6 protein-coding genes and 2 pseudogenes are annotated in these 16,198 nt (G+C 41.3%); all 8 read right to left on the bottom strand.

What is annotated here, in order from left to right:
* Nucleotides 1-16: 16 nt before the first annotated feature.
* The 8 genes and pseudogenes from RS893_RS09485 to panP all read right to left on the bottom strand — a co-directional run bounded on the left by RS893_RS09485 (nt 17) and on the right by panP (nt 16,188).
* Nucleotides 17-4,615: pseudogene (locus RS893_RS09485) on the bottom strand (beta-ketoacyl synthase N-terminal-like domain-containing protein).
* A pseudogene (locus RS893_RS09475) lies at nt 4,608-9,270 on the bottom strand (SDR family NAD(P)-dependent oxidoreductase). Before RS893_RS09475 ends, RS893_RS09485 begins: the two co-directional pseudogenes overlap by 8 nt.
* 343 nt (nt 9,271-9,613) lie before the next feature.
* The gene (locus RS893_RS30505; RefSeq protein ID WP_315790947.1) at nt 9,614-11,089 is read right to left on the bottom strand and encodes an SDR family NAD(P)-dependent oxidoreductase; all 1,476 of its coding nucleotides are present in this window, start codon (nt 11,087-11,089) and stop codon (nt 9,614-9,616) included.
* 31 nt (nt 11,090-11,120) lie between these two features.
* The gene (locus RS893_RS30500) at nt 11,121-11,498 is read right to left on the bottom strand and encodes a KR prefix domain-containing protein (RefSeq protein ID WP_425475843.1); all 378 of its coding nucleotides are present in this window, start codon (nt 11,496-11,498) and stop codon (nt 11,121-11,123) included.
* Nucleotides 11,387-12,052 (bottom strand): hypothetical protein, encoded by a 666-nt coding sequence (locus RS893_RS30495; RefSeq protein WP_315790945.1) that lies wholly within the window; start codon nt 12,050-12,052, stop codon nt 11,387-11,389. The genes RS893_RS30500 and RS893_RS30495 overlap by 112 nt, the downstream gene beginning before the upstream one ends.
* A complete protein-coding gene (locus tag RS893_RS30490) occupies nt 12,046-12,249 on the bottom strand; it encodes a hypothetical protein (RefSeq protein ID WP_315790944.1) in 204 nt (67 codons plus the stop codon). Before RS893_RS30490 ends, RS893_RS30495 begins: the two co-directional genes overlap by 7 nt.
* On the bottom strand, nt 12,234-14,300 hold the full coding sequence (locus tag RS893_RS30485) for a type I polyketide synthase (RefSeq protein ID WP_315790943.1): 2,067 nt from the start codon (nt 14,298-14,300) through the stop codon (nt 12,234-12,236). The genes RS893_RS30490 and RS893_RS30485 overlap by 16 nt, the downstream gene beginning before the upstream one ends.
* A 193-nt stretch (nt 14,301-14,493) precedes the next feature.
* Nucleotides 14,494-16,188, bottom strand: a complete 1,695-nt coding sequence (gene panP / locus RS893_RS09445; protein WP_315790942.1) for a pyridoxal-dependent aspartate 1-decarboxylase PanP — start codon at nt 16,186-16,188, stop codon at nt 14,494-14,496.
* Nucleotides 16,189-16,198: the final 10 nt, after the last annotated feature.

Raw genomic sequence — 16,198 nt, 5'->3', positions numbered from 1 at the left:
CCAATGATGCCAATTCTCAATCAACACCCCCGTGGTTCGCCAAAAGAATTTCTACCTCTTCCTCAGATAACTCTTCAATTTTTTCCATCAAAAGCTGCTCAATCATTTCTGCCTGCTTGATAGGTATCATTGCTTGTAGTAAAAGGTCACGCAATGGTAACTCTACTGGAAATTTTGCTCGCAATCGAGAAACCAATTGAGTAGCAATCAGAGAATCTCCTCCCAACTCGTAGAAATTGTCGTAAATCCCAACTTGTGTAATCCCGAGAACTTCTTGCCAAATTTCGGTAATTTGTTTTTCTAACTCGTTAGTTGGAGCAATATAAGAATTACTCAGATTAGGTCGCGAATAGCGCGAGAAAGGCACTCCTTGACTAGAAGATTTTGGTTCTAAGTCCAGTTTAAATGTATGTTCCCATCTGGCTTTTAAATCTATCGTAGAAACAACAACTTGAGTTCCTTCTCCTAAAGAAAATACCCGTTTAAATACTTCTACGCTTTCAGTCTCATTGATCGCTAATTCCACCCCAGATGCCTGTCCAAGTGTTTTTTGTTCTTGGATTGCATTCAGTTGTAACTTATCCCAATTAATGGAAATCCAAGGAAAAGAATTTGTTTGATTATGTCTTTGGGTAAAAGAATCAGTTAACTGATTAACTCCTGAATATAAACCTAACCCAAATCCTCCCAAAATGGAAGATAAAGAAGAAAGAATGATACAAAAATCTAAATTTTTATTTTGTAAAACTTGTTCTAAGACAACATACTTACGAAGTTGATAATCAAGCAACTGTTCTAATTCGGTTTTACCAATTTCTGGTATCGAGCAATTTACATTTTCGCGCGTTATTCCAGTTGAATAAATCACCCCTTGAATTTCACCAATATTCTCAGGTGAAAGGCTGTGGTACATTTGTTGAGAATTAGTTGTATCTGCACGTATCACTAAAACTTTTGCACCTAATTCCTCTAATGCTTGCAATTTCCTAATTTTGCCACTGACTTCATCTTCTTGAGTGTGAGTTTCTAGCCATTGTGAGTACTCATCCTTTTCTGGAAAAGTAGAATCCTCGATAAATATGAGTTTTGCTTGGAGAGTTTTTGCTAGATATTTTGCTATCACAACTCCAAGACTATCCAATCCACCAGGAAACAGGTAAACACCGTCTTTTTTCAGTGAGGTGTTTTCTTCAACTGCTGATAGGTGTACTGGTTCAAATACTTGTACCCAACGGTAGTTGTGGCGATAAGCAACAACTGTATCAGATGATAAAGCCGAGAATTCACTTGTGATTTGGTCTAATATGTTACTGTGAAAATCTCGACTGTCTGTTAAAACAAAATCTATATTCCGGCAGATAATATTAGGATACTCTTGAGGAATAACCTTACACAACCCTAACACCGTTGCTTTTTCTGGATCGAGAGTTTCATTACCATTAACCTCTTGAATTTGGTTGGATACAACCCAAATTTGCAAACGCTCAGTAATTTTTTGTTTATCAAGGGTTTGTATTAAAAAGAGCAAACTTTTGAATTCTAAAAACTCACCTAATTTAGGAGTATCCAAGCTACTGATGCTCCATAAATAGGCAATATTCTGTGGAGTTTCATTTAGGGCTATTAGTTCTGTCAGCAGAGTATCATAATCATGATATTTGTAGGGATTAATTTTATAAATACCTTCGCTTAGTTTGGTGAACTTTTCTCCCACCTTCACCGTAGTAACATTTTTTCCTTGATTTTTTAATCTGTTAGCTAACTCGCAGCCCAATCCACATTCATCAATAAATAAAAGCCATTTCTCATTTCCTGATTTCCTACAAGATTGAGGTAACAATGAACGTTTCCATGAAGGAATGTAAAACCAGTCGGCAATATCTTGTTTTGTCTCTAATGTTACAGAGTTGCCAGTTGAAGAAGGTAGTGGCGATTTAGCACCAATCCAGTATCTTTGGCGTTCAAAGGGGTAGGTGGGTAAAGGTAAGCGATGACGTTGCTGATGGCTATTAAATTCCGACCAATCGATTTCGACTCCAAACAACCACAACCGACCTAATGTCTGTAACAACCAAGCAACATCTGATTGTTGTTGTTGGGGATGATGTAGGGAAGTTAAAACCAAATGTTTTTGTTTTTGATTGCCGTTAAGATGTTGGGTTGTGAGTGTGCTGAGGGTTCGTCCTGGTCCTACTTCTAGGAAAATGCCGTCATGTTGCTGTAATAGGTGAGATACACCGGAAGAAAATCTCACTGTTTGTCGCAGATGCTGACCCCAATACTCAGGATTTGTCGCTTCATGAGGATAATCCAAGTGCCTGTGAGGTTGGAAATCAAAGGAATCTGGGGAGGCTGAAGTTGGACGTTTCTCAGCAACTGCACAAACTCCCCAACATTGGTTGCATCAAATGAGAATGAAATGCATGAGATGTGTGCAAAACCCGAGATTCGATGTTTTGAGAAGCTAGTTGTTTTTGTAGTTCGCTGATAGCATCCGTTGTTCCTGAAACTACACAAGAGCAGGGACTGTTAATTGCTGCTAATGATAGACCGTCGTCTAACAGAGGCTGCACTTGTTTTTCCCCAACCCCAATTGCTAGCATACTGCCAGTTGGTAGTTGTTGCATGCATGAGTTTACCCCTTGCTGCGACTACTGCCAAGGCATCTTCTGTTGAGAACACCCCAGCAATTGTTGCTGCTACATACTCCCCGATACTGTGACCAATCATTGCCGTAGGTAGCACACCCCAAGACATCCACAACTGGGCGAGGGCGTATTCTATGACAAATAATGCACTCTGTGTGATTGCTGTTTGTTGTAGTTGTTGTGATGCTTGTTCGCTGTTGAGCAGTTGGATAAAGTATATTGCGGATATCTACTCCCAGGTGGGGTTTGAGTATCTGACTGCAATCATCTACATGCTGGCGAAATGTTGGTTCTACTTCGTAAAGTTGGCGCCCCATATTTACATATTGGCTTCCTTGACCTGAGAACATGAACACGACTGGACATTGACCGGGTTTATGCTGGTGAGTGAAAACACGTTGCGGATCTTGGTCTGTTAGGACTTTGAGTGCGTCTTCAAGGGAGTGGCAAACTACTATGCGGCGATAATCGAAACTTCGCCGACCCACTTGCAGCGTGTAAGCCACATCAGCTAAATTCAACTGAGGGTGGTGCTGGAGATGAGAAGCCAAAGTAGCTGTAGCAGTTTGCAAAGCGGTTTCGGTTTTAGCTGAAAGCACCAACAATTGCCAAGGACGAGAGTGTAGAGACGTGCCATGGCACGTCTCTACAACTGGTGCTTCTTCCAAAATCACATGGGCATTAGTCCCTCCAATACCAAAAGAACTGACGCCAGCGCGGCGAGGAATCCCATCAGTTTTCCATTCTGATAACGTAGTATTGACGTAAAAGGGACTGTTAGCGAAGTCTATTTCAGGATTTGGTTGTTCAAAATGTAAACTGGGTGGAATCATCTTGTGTTTGAGTGCCATGACTGTTTTGATTAAACTAGTCACACCAGCAGCTATATTCAGATGTCCCACATTAGTCTTTACCGAACCAATGGCACAAAATCCCTTCTGACTGGTGCGGGCTGCAAACACCTTCTTGAGGGCACTAATTTCGATCGGATCTCCTAAGGCTGTACCGGTTCCGTGAGTTTCGATGTAAGTAATTGTCTCTGGATTAAACCCAGCGATCGCAACAGCATCAGCGATGGCTAAGGCTTGACCACCTACACTAGGAGCGGTGTAACCTACCTTAGCAGCACCATCGTTATTAATAGCTGAACCTTTGATGACTGCGTGAATGCGATCGCCATCTGCCAAAGCATCTTCTAGTCTTTTGAGTACAACAATGCCTACCCCGTCGGCGAAAACAGTCCCCTGTGCTTTAGCATCAAAGGCGCGACAGTGACCATCGGGAGAAGTCATTCCCCCTTCTTGATAGAAATAACCTTCTTGTTGTAGAGACTGGATTGAAACACCACCTGCCAAAGCCATATCGCACTCATAGTTCATCAATCCTTGGCAGGCTGAGTGAACAGCTACCAATGACGTAGAACAAGCGGTGCTAATGTTGATACTTGGCCCTCTCAGGTTTAATTTGTATGAAATTCGTGTAGCTGCAAAATCTTGAACATTACTAAAGAAAATCGAAGAACCGATTGATTTACTCAGTTCGGGATTGGCACTGAGTTTATTCAGCATATAGATACTCAGGTTAGTCCCCACGTAAACACCAGTTAAACCTGGGTCTGCACCAGGGTCATAACCAGCATTTTCCAACGCTTCCCAGGCACACTCCAGCAAAATCCGGTGTTGGGGATCCATAATTTCGGCTTCTCTGGGCGAGAAATCGAAGAAAGCAGCGTCAAACATTTCAATGTCTGACAGACGGGCATCAGCTTTGACATAATGAGGGTCACGCAGCAATGCTGAGTTTATGCCTGCAAGCTCTAATTCTTCATCACTCCAAAAAGAAATAGACTCTTTGCCATTGCATAGATTCTGCCAAAATTCATCAACACTTTTGGCTCCTGGAAAACGACCAACCATACCGATTACGGCTATGCCTTTGACGGAATTGTGGATTTGTTGATTATCCATCTGCCTTCCTCCTTTGTTTCATTAATTGCCTTTTTTCTTGCATAGCCTCTTCTTTTTTCTTGGCACGTTCATCAGCTTGCTGAAATGTTGGCTGTTCAACCTGTTTTTCGCCGAGATATTCTGCCAAAGCACTGATAGTCGAATATTCAAATAGATCAGCGATTGATAAATTTTTGTTTAGCGTTTTCAGAAGTTTGCTGCGAACCTGAATTATTAATAGCGAATCTCCACCTAATTCAAAGAAATTATCATAGAGACCTACATCTTTGATCCCCAGAACCTCTTGCCATATATTGGCAATTGTTTGTTCAATTTCATTTGTGAGAGGAACGTAGGGATTTTGTAAATCGGGTCTGGGATGAAGTGATAATAAATTTGTTTGTTGTGGGAAAGATTTCAGATCAATCCATTGGTCAATCCTAGCTTGCAGTTCTCCAGTAGAGACAACTACATGATTGAATTGACTATAGTTCAAAATTCTTTGCAAAGCTTCTAGACCTTCTTGGGCATTGAATGCGAATTCACTCACACTTGCGCCTAAAGATGTACTTTGTTGATTTTCTGTTTCAAGTTGCCAACTATCCCAGCTGACGCTAATCCATGAAACGGGATGGTTTTGATTATATTGGTGTACAAAAGTGTCCATGAAATTATTTGCTGCTGAGTAGGCAACAAATCCTAATCCTCCTAAAACAGATGATAAGGAAGACAGCAATAAACAAAAGTCAAGTTGTGTATGCTTTAATACTTTCTCTAAAACAATAAGTCCGTATACTTTTGCTTGGAATTGCTGTTCACAATCTGTTTTAGTTATCTTGTCAATGGCTGCAAAAGACTTGCCGCCAACGATTCCAGCAGCATGGAAAACCCCATTGAGTAGACCAAAAGTGGAATGTGCAGAAGCGATCGCCTGCTGCATTTGTTGTAAATCAGTCACATCAGCACCGAGAACCAAAATCTCCGCACCCAACTGTTGAAGTTGTTGGAGTTTACGAATCTTGCAGCTAATGACATCATTGAAGTCGTGACTCAGTAACCATTCAGACCACTCCTGTTGGTTAGGAAAAGCTCTTCGTCCAATCAGCACCAGTTTCGCTTTGTAATTTTGTGCCAAATACTCAGCCAAAACAAGTCCAATACCTCCAAGTCCACCTGTAATCAGATAGACTCCCCCTTGTTTCAATCGTGGCGTATTACTCTTAGCCTGCTCAAGGCGCACCTATAAGCTCAAAACATTGAACCCAGCGATTGCCACCTCGGTAAGCAATCACTTTCTCACAACTAGAAATACTCAATTCCCCAAGCAAACTTTCTACAAGTTTTTGTTCTTGCCAACTTCCATTTTCAGGAACAAAAACATCAATACTGCGACAGGTGATATTTGCATACTCTTGAGGAATAACTTTAATTGCCCCAAGTAAAGTTGCTTTCTCTGGAGAAACTAACTCAGTCGGTGTTACTGGCTGCAAGTGATTAGAAATAACAGTAATAGAAAAATCATCATTCGTTTGTTGTCTTGCGAAAGCTTTCGCCAGAAATAGTAAACTATAAAATCCCCTTGTTAGAGCTTGTTCAACTTTTTCAAATTCTAATTGTTGTTGACAACAAGGTGTGATACTCCACAAATGAACAATCTTATTTGGTAACTTTTGTTGTTTGAAAAGTTCTTGAATTAAAGCATCATAATCATCAGGTTGTTGAGGATTGAGGGTATATTCAAACTCGTTTAACTTTGTCAAGTTATGTCCAACTTTGACAGTAATCACATCTTGATTTTGTTGTTGGAGTTGTTTTTTGAGTTTGTTACCCAAGCCACAATCATCAACAAACAGCAAAACACAAGATTTTGGCGTTGTTTGTTGTTGGACTTCAATTTGTACTGGTAGTAAAGATGGTTTCCAGAAAGGTATGTAGAACCACTGCGAAATGTCTGATTTTTTGCCAAGTGCAGGGGTAGGATGGTAGTGATGCTGTTGTTGTTGTTTTTCTGGTTCAATCCAGTATCTTTGGCGTTCAAAGGGGTAGGTGGGTAAAGGTAAGCGATGACGTTGCTGATGGCTATTAAATTCCGACCAATCGATTTCGACTCCAAACAACCACAACCGACCTAATGTCTGTAACAACCAAGCAACATCTGATTGTTGTTGTTGGGGATGATGTAGGGAAGTTAAAACCAAATGTTTTTGTTTTTGATTACCGTTAAGATGTTGGGTTGTGAGTGTGCTGAGGGTTCGTCCTGGTCCTACTTCTAGGAAAATGCCGTCATGTTGCTGTAATAGGTGAGATACACCGGAAGAAAATCTCACTGTTTGTCGCAGATGCTGACCCCAATACTCAGGATTTGTCGCTTCATGAGGATTAATCCAAGTGCCTGTGAGGTTGGAAATCAAAGGAATCTGGGGAGGCTGAAGTTGGACGTTTCTCAGCAACTGCACAAACTCCCCCAACATTGGTTGCATCAAATGAGAATGAAATGCATGAGATGTGTGCAAAACCCGAGATTCGATGTTTTGAGAAGCTAGTTGTTTTTGTAGTTCGCTGATAGCATCCGTTGTTCCTGAAACTACACAAGAGCAGGGACTGTTAATTGCTGCTAATGATAGACCGTCGTCTAACAGAGGCTGCACTTGTTTTTCCCCAACCCCAATTGCTAGCATACTGCCAGTTGGTAGTTGCTGCATGAGTTTACCCCTTGCTGCGACTACTGCCAAGGCATCTTCTGTTGAGAACACCCCAGCAATTGTTGCTGCTACATACTCCCCGATACTGTGACCAATCATTGCCGTAGGTAGCACACCCCAAGACATCCACAACTGGGCGAGGGCGTATTCTATGACAAATAATGCACTCTGTGTGATTGCTGTTTGTTGTAGTTGTTGTGATGCTTGTTCGCTTTGTTGAGCAGTTGGATAAAGTATATTGCGGATATCTACTCCCAGGTGGGGTTTGAGTATCTGACTGCAATCATCTACATGCTGGCGAAATGTTGGTTCTACTTCGTAAAGTTGGCGCCCCATATTTACATATTGGCTTCCTTGACCTGAGAACATGAATATGATCGGTTGTTCTCTTTGTTCTTGGTATGCAGTTAAAACCCGTTTCTCCTCCAGTGTTTCCAAGGCGGTTACAGCATCTTCAACATTCTGGCAAACCAACATCCGGCGATAGTTAAAAGCCCTGCGACCAACCTGAAGAGTGTATGCTACATTGGCTAGATTTGTATCTGGATGCTGTTTTAAGTACGTAACCAGATTCGCAGTTGCACTTTCAAGTGCCGAACTAGTTTTGGCTGACAATAATAGCAATTGCCAAGGTCGAGATTCTTCACAATGTTTTATTTCCGGGGCTTCTTCAAGGATGATGTGAGCATTAGTTCCACCAAAGCCTAAGGAACTAACGCCAGCCCGGCGTGGAGTACGGTTAGTTTTCCAATCGGTAAGTTTAGTATTGACGTAAAAGGGGCTATTAGCAAAATCAATCTGAGGATTGGGAGTCTCAAAATTTAAACTAGGGGGTATTTGTTTGTGCTTTAATGCTAAGATGGTCTTGATAAGACTTGCTATACCAGCTGCTGTATCTAAATGTCCAATATTTGGTTTTACCGAAGCGATCGCACAGAAGCCATTTTTCTGTGTAAAGGTACGAAAAGCCTTGGTAAGCGCAGCGATTTCCACAGGATCGCCAGTAGGTGTTCCAGTTCCGTGAGTTTCTATGTATGAGATATCATCAGCTTCCACGCCAGCATTGGCTAAAGCTTCTACAATCACCTCTGCCTGACCATCTACACTTGGTGCTGTATAGCTGACTTTTAAAGAACCGTCGTTGTTGATAGCTGAACCTTTGATCACTGCATGAATACAGTCACCATCAGTAACAGCATCTTTAAATCTTTTTAAAACGACAATTCCGAGACCACTACCAAAAATTGTGCCTTGTGCTTTAGCATCAAAAGCGCGGCAGTGACCATCAGGAGATAAAATTCCGTCTTCTTGATAGAGATAGCCTGACTTTTGTGGCACACTGATGGCAACTCCACCTGCCAAAGCCATATCACACTCTTCATCCAGCAAACTTTTACAGGCTAAGTGTACAGCTACTAATGATGTTGAGCAGTAAGTTTGGACACCTACACTTGGGCCAGTAAGATTTAATTTATATGAGATATTCGTAGTGAGAAAATCCTTATTAAGAGCATATGTATTGGCAAGATCATTCAAATTAGAATTGTTATAAATATTATTAAAAAAGTAAGTATTAGTGCTTGTACCAGCATAAACCCCTATCAAACCTTCATACTTTTCAGGGTCATAACCAGCATTTTCAAGAGCCTCCCAAGCACATTCCATGAAGAAACGGTGTTGGGGATCAATCACTTCAGCTTCCCTGGGACTAAAGCCAAAGAATCTAGCATCAAAAAACTCTATATCTTCTAGTACAGGTGCTGCTTTCACATAATTTGGGTCGTTGAAAACAGTATCTTCAACATTTAAAGATACCAAATCTTGCTCTGAAAAAAAAGAAATAGATTCGATTCCATTCTGAAGATTATGCCAAAAATCATTGATATTCTTCGCACCTGGAAATCGACCAGCCATTCCTACTATGGCTATGTCTAAATCTGATGCTTGTTCCAGTATTTTATAAGTACTTATCATTTTCTCTTTCAAAGTAACTAGAAATCAATCATTGTTACAACCTGGGGGAGTATCCCAAATGTTTTTATTTTTAAACGCTGAGGAGCGCAGAGGTTAACGCAAAGGAACGCAGAGTGTTAATCAGAGCTACTTCGTTTTGTGTTTTGAAAACTTTGGGATTTTCCTAACCTGGATTTATCAGTGTAGAGCGTCAAATATCTCCTAAACCTCTTGACTTTGCGTTCTTTGCGTCCTTCGCGGTTCGTTTTTCATAATTTTCTGTAAGTCCTATTTAATATCAAAATAAAATTCCTTTTCATCCCAATCAAATTGGCTTAAATAAAACTTTGCAATTTACATAAGACTAACTCTCGTCTAGCATTTTTTGCATTTTCATCTGTCTTCTTCTTTGTCCTCGCAGCAATCGTTGTTCAAAATTCGTTTTTTCATCTTCTTCCGGAATCAAAATTTTTGCCATAGAACTGACAGTTGGGCATTCATAAAGCTTAGCAATAGGAACATTTAAATCAAACGCCTTATTTACTTGAGAAATAACTTGAATGCCTATGAGAGAATCACCACCCAGTTCAAAGAAATTATCATGAATTCCTATGCGCTCAATTCCGAGAATTTTTTGCCAAATGTCAGCAAGCTTTTGCTCAATGTCATTTCTAGGTGCAACAAAATCATTACTTAATTCGGGTCGTGGATGTGTTGCGTGTGATTTATTGATTGTCTCTAAAACTTCCGAGATGAGTATTTTTTGATCAGAATTGTGCTGCTGAAATAAATTCAGGAAATCAGAGGGAGATACCACAACTTGAGGTATTGTACTTTCTAAAATACGTGTCAAAGCATCTATACCTTCTTGGGGCAATATTCCTTGTTTGAGATTTTCTGCACGCAATTCTTGGAGTTGTTTGGACAATGCTGTGTCTACCGCCATCCCAACTTCTTGCCAAGTATCCCAGTTGATACTTGTAATGAATGTGTGAGATTTTGTGATATTGCAGTGAGCAAAAGCGTCAAGAAAAGCATTAGCCGCACAATAATCTACTTGTCCAAATCCCCCGAGAATTGAATTAATTGATGAGGTTAAGATAAAGAAATCTAGTTGAGTATCTTTGAGGACAGCATCAAGAACCAGTGTACCCTTTAGTTTAGGAGCTAATATACTTTCCGCTTCTTCCCGGGTTTTTCGCTGAATTACGCTGCCTCCTGGAACTCCAGCAGCATGGAAAACCCCATTGAGTAGACCAAAAGTGGAATGTGCAGAAGTGATCGCCTGCTGCATTTGTTGTAAATCAGTCACATCAGCACCGAGAACCAAAATCTCCGCACCCAACTGTTGAAGTTGTTGGAGTTTACGAATCTTGCAGCTAATGACATCATTGAAGTCGTGACTCAGTAACCATTCAGACCACTCCTGTTGGTTAGGAAAAGCTCTTCGTCCAATCAGCACCAGTTTCGCTTTGTAATTTTGTGCCAAATACTCAGCCAAAACAAGTCCAATACCTCCAAGTCCACCTGTAATCAGATAGACTCCCCCTTGTTTCAATCGTGGCGTATTACTCTTAGCCTGCTCAAGGCGCACCGGCTCAAAACATTGAACCCAGCGATTGCCACCTCGGTAAGCAATCACTTTCTCACAACTAGAAATACTCAATTCCCCAAGCAAACTTTCTACAAGTTTTTGTTCTTGCCAACTTCCATTTTCAGGAACAAAAACATCAATACTGCGACAGGTGATATTTGCATACTCTTGAGGAATAACTTTAATTGCCCCAAGTAAAGTTGCTTTCTCTGGAGAAACTAACTCAGTCGGTGTTACTGGCTGCAAGTGATTAGAAATAACAGTAATAGAAAAATCATCATTCGTTTGTTGTCTGTCTTGCGAAAGCTTTCGCCAGAAATAGTAAACTATAAAATCCCCTTGTTAGAGCTTGTTCAACTTTTTCAAATTCTAATTGTTGTTGACAACAAGGTGTGATACTCCACAAATGAACAATCTTATTTGGTAACTTTTGTTGTTTGAAAAGTTCTTGAATTAAAGCATCATAATCATCAGGTTGTTGAGGATTGAGGGTATATTCAAACTCGTTTAACTTTGTCAAGTTATGTCCAACTTTGACAGTAATCACATCTTGATTTTGTTGTTGGAGTTGTTTTTTGAGTTTGTTACCCAAGCCATAATCATCAACAAACAGCAAAACACAAGATTTTGGCGTTGTTTGTTGTTGGACTTCAATTTGTACTGGTAGTAAAGATGGTTTCCAGAAAGGTATGTAGAACCACTGCGAAATGTCTGATTTTTGCCAAGTGCAGGGGTAGGATGGTAGTGATGCTGTTGTTGTTGTTTTTCTGGTTCAATCCAGTATCTTTGGCGTTCAAAGGGGTAGGTGGGTAAAGGTAAGCGATGACGTTGCTGATGGCTATTAAATTCCGACCAATCGATTTCGACTCCAAACAACCACAACCGACCTAATGTCTGTAACAACCAAGCAACATCTGATTGTTGTTGTTGGGGATGATGTAGGGAAGTTAAAACCAAATGTTTTTGTTTTTGATTACCGTTAAGATGTTGGGTTGTGAGTGTGCTGAGGGTTCGTCCTGGTCCTACTTCTAGGAAAATGCCGTCATGTTGCTGTAATAGGTGAGATACACCGGAAGAAAATCTCACTGTTTGTCGCAGATGCTGACCCCAATACTCAGGATTTGTCGCTTCATGAGGATTAATCCAAGTGCCTGTGAGGTTGGAAATCAAAGGAATCTGGGGAGGCTGAAGTTGGACGTTTCTCAGCAACTGCACAAACTCCCCAACATTGGTTGCATCAAATGAGAATGAAATGCATGAGATGTGTGCAAAACCCGAGATTCGATGTTTTGAGAAGCTAGTTGTTTTTGTAGTTCGCTGATAGCATCCGTTGTTCCTGAAACTACACAAGAGCAGGGACTGTTAATTGCTGCTAATGATAGACCGTCGTCTAACAGAGGCTGCACTTGTTTTCCCCAACCCCAATTGCTAGCATACTGCCAGTTGGTAGTTGCTGCATGAGTTTACCCCTTGCTGCGACTACTGCCAAGGCATCTTCTGTTGAGAACACCCCAGCAATTGTTGCTGCTACATACTCCCCGATACTGTGACCAATCATTGCCGTAGGTAGCACACCCCAAGACATCCACAACTGGGCGAGGGCGTATTCTATGACAAATAATGCACTCTGTGTGATTGCTGTTTGTTGTAGTTGTTGTGATGCTTGTTCGCTTTGTTGAGCAGTTGGATAAAGTATATTGCGGATATCTACTCCCAGGTGGGGTTTGAGTATCTGACTGCAATCATCTACATGCTGGCGAAATGTTGGTTCTACTTCGTAAAGTTGGCGCCCCATATTTACATATTGGCTTCCTTGACCTGAGAACATGAACACGACTGGACATTGACCGGGTTTATGCTGGTGAGTGAAAACACGTTGCGGATCTTGGTCTGTTAGGACTTTGAGTGCGTCTTCAAGGGAGTGGCAAACTACTATGCGGCGATAATCGAAACTTCGCCGACCCACTTGCAGCGTGTAAGCCACATCAGCTAAATTCAACTGAGGGTGGTGCTGGAGATGAGAAGCCAAAGTAGCTGTAGCAGTTTGCAAAGCGGTTTCGGTTTTAGCTGAAAGCACCAGCAATTGCCAAGGGCGAGATTGTAGAGACGCGAGATCTCGCGTCTCTACAACTGGCGCTTCTTCCAGGACAACGTGGGCATTAGTTCCCCCTACTCCAAAAGAACTGACGCCAGCGCGGCGAGGTATACCGTTTGTTTTCCATTCGGTAAGTTTAGTATTGACGTAAAAGGGACTGTTGGCAAAATCTATCTGGGGGTTGGGCTGTTGAAAGTGTAAGCTAGGGGGTATTTGTTTATTTTTAAGGGCTTGAACAGTTTTAATTAAACCAGTTACACCGGCAGCTGTATTCAAATGTCCCACATTGGTTTTAACCGAACCAATAGCACAGAAGCCTTTTTTGTCACTACTGCGACGAAAAGCCTGTGTAAGAGCTGCAATTTCAATCGGATCTCCTAAAGGAGTTCCAGTTCCATGAGTTTCAATATAGCTGATGGTCTCGGGTTCCACTCCAGCTAAAGCAAGTGCTTCCAAAATTACTTCTCTTTGACCATCTACACTGGGGGCTGTGTAACCAACCTTTAAGGAACCGTCGTTATTGATAGCTGAACCTTTGATGACTGCATGAATATAGTCACCATCAGCAAGGGCATCTGCTAATCGCTTCAATACTACAATGCCCAAACCATCGCCAAAAACAGTTCCCTGAGCATTAGCATCAAAAGCTCGACAGTGTCCGTCAGGAGAATTAATTCCTCCTTCTTGATAGAGATAGCCAGCTTTTTGCGGTATTTGTATCGAAACACCGCCGGCTAAGGCGATATCACTTTCGCCATTCAGCAAACTCTGGCACGCTAAGTGGACTGCAACCAATGATGTGGAACAAGTAGTTTGAACATTAACGCTGGGCCCAGTGAGGTTTAACTTATAAGAAGTTTGGGTTGGTAAGTGGTCTTTATCATTACCAATAAAAGTTTGGAAATCATCTACTAACTGTGTTAAGTCTCGGTTGGGGTAGAGGTTCGTAAAAAAGTAACTACTGAAAGCAACACCAGCATAAAGACCGATGCGACCAGTGTAAGTTTCCGAGTTGTAGCCAGCATTTTCTAAAGCTTCCCAAGCAGATTCTAAAAACAGGCGGTGTTGTGGGTCTGTGATTTCGGCTTCTCTGGGAGTAAAGCCAAAGAATGAAGCGTCAAATAAGTCTATATCTTCCAGTACACTGCCTGCTTTGACATAATTGGGATCACGTAGCACAGCTAAGTCTATCCCCGCAGATACCAGTTCCTCATCTGTGAAACGAGTAGTTGATTCTACAGCATCTCGGAGATTTTGCCAAAATTTATCAATATTGTTCGCCCCAGGAAAACGACCTACCATGCCAATGATGACTATTTCATCACGATCGTCGAAGCTGTTTAATTCATTGAAATTATTCATAGCAAAAAATCCCCACCGATTCTGATTCACAGCAACTACGCTACGTTCTCAGCAGCTTCTAGAGAATTTGATATTGATTCATATCTTGCACCAACTTTTCGTCCCGCCAAGAAATAAATTTCTTGGCTGATAGCGAAAGTCAGATAAATCTGACTAGGAAAGTCTTTGAGTCCGTTTAAACGGACTTATGCTATTAGACTCGGAATTTATTCCGAGGCGGGATATAGGGTAGGTGCAAGATGTAAGTTGATAAATCTGAAGCAATCTGAATCTGATCATTTAAAACTGCGTCAATATCATCTTGAGTAGTAAGTGGATTGGCAAGCACTGCACGCAGTGCAGTAATAGAAATTTTTTCTCCAAAGCAGGTAATTGTTTTCGTTGTCCGTGAAATAAAAGTACGACCAGCTTGACGCTGAATTTTCTGAAGGCGTTGATTAAATTGATTAATTTGTTGATTGTCTGTTTCCGTCAATTGGTTTTTGGCAGCAAGTCCTCTGAATCGCTCCGGAATGTAGCGATAAACAAGGAGATTCATCTCTGGTTCTGCCAGTAACTCAAACTCAGGCATGGCACAGATATGCGCAGCCATATACTGTGTCTTGCGGATTCCTTCATCAATCAAAAATTCATATCCCTTCAGCCCAATCAGATTTAGTCCAGCATGTAAAAATAATGCCATACCAGGTCGAGAGCCTTCCAGAGCGCGTTTCCCTAAATCGAAGGAACCCTTACGCATAGTGTAACTAGCACTCTTTTCAATTGATGCAGCCAGCTGTGGTTCGCGCAGAAAAAGCATACCAATCCCCATTGGCAGATACAGTTGTTTGTGTCCATCAATGGTTACGGAATCAGACCGTTCAATACCAGCAAGTTTGTGTCGATGTTGTTCAGAAAAGATAAGTGGTCCACCCCAAGCTGCATCTACATGAAAATGAACATTGGCTGCTTGAGCAATATCCGCGATCGCTACAAGTGGATCAACATTACCAGAATCCGTAGTCCCAGCAACACCCACGATCGCAATAATATGCAAGTTCTGAGCGCGACAGTCTGCAACAGCTTGGCGCAACGCTTGTAAGTCAACCTCATTATTGCAATTAGTGGGGACTTTAATCAATCCATGTGTACCAATGCCTAATAAGTCTGCTGCTTTATCAAAAGAATAATGCATCAAATCAGAACCTATTACTACTGCTCCTTTGTAGCCGTAGTAATCTAAAGCCGCAGCTAAACCTTCCTTTTCTACACCAGCAAAACCATCTTTTGGACCCAAAGAAGCATTACGGGCACACCACAGCGCGATGATATTTGCTGCTGTACCTCCAGAAACCAAAATACCCAATGTACTCTGGCTATTTTGAATATGCTGAGTATAGAAATCATCAGAAAAATTATAAATTAGTCGATGCATCATCGCCAAAGCCTGACGTTCGTAAGGACTTAAGACTTTAGCGGTTTCCATTTTGACGACATTTTGGTTCATTGCTGTCATCAGCTTTGCCAATGGTCGCACAAAATAGGGAAGAGCAGAGGTCATATGACCAATAAATCGTGGCGAAGATGTGTGTATAGAATGAGCAACAACATTATTAGCTAAATATTCAACATAGCTATCAAAATTATAAGGTTCAACAGGTACCTTACTATCAGTAAACTTAGACACTAACGCATTCAAATCAACATCAGTATTAGTATTAATCTCACCTAAAAAATCATCAACTAAAGTATTAACTTGCAGATCCATCTCACTTTCTACAGATACCGAGTGACTGGATGGCGTAAATAACTGCGTAACTTTTTCGGCAATCGTATACTGCAATGTTTGTTCAGTCTCAGCTACGTAATTTTGTTTTGTCATTTCTTGTTGACGCTTACTTAATGTCATTTGATACTCC

It is taken from the genome of Fischerella sp. JS2, from assembly GCF_032393985.1.
GTDB lineage: Bacteria > Cyanobacteriota > Cyanobacteriia > Cyanobacteriales > Nostocaceae > Fischerella.
This window is presented reverse-complemented; position numbering and strand designations above follow the sequence as displayed.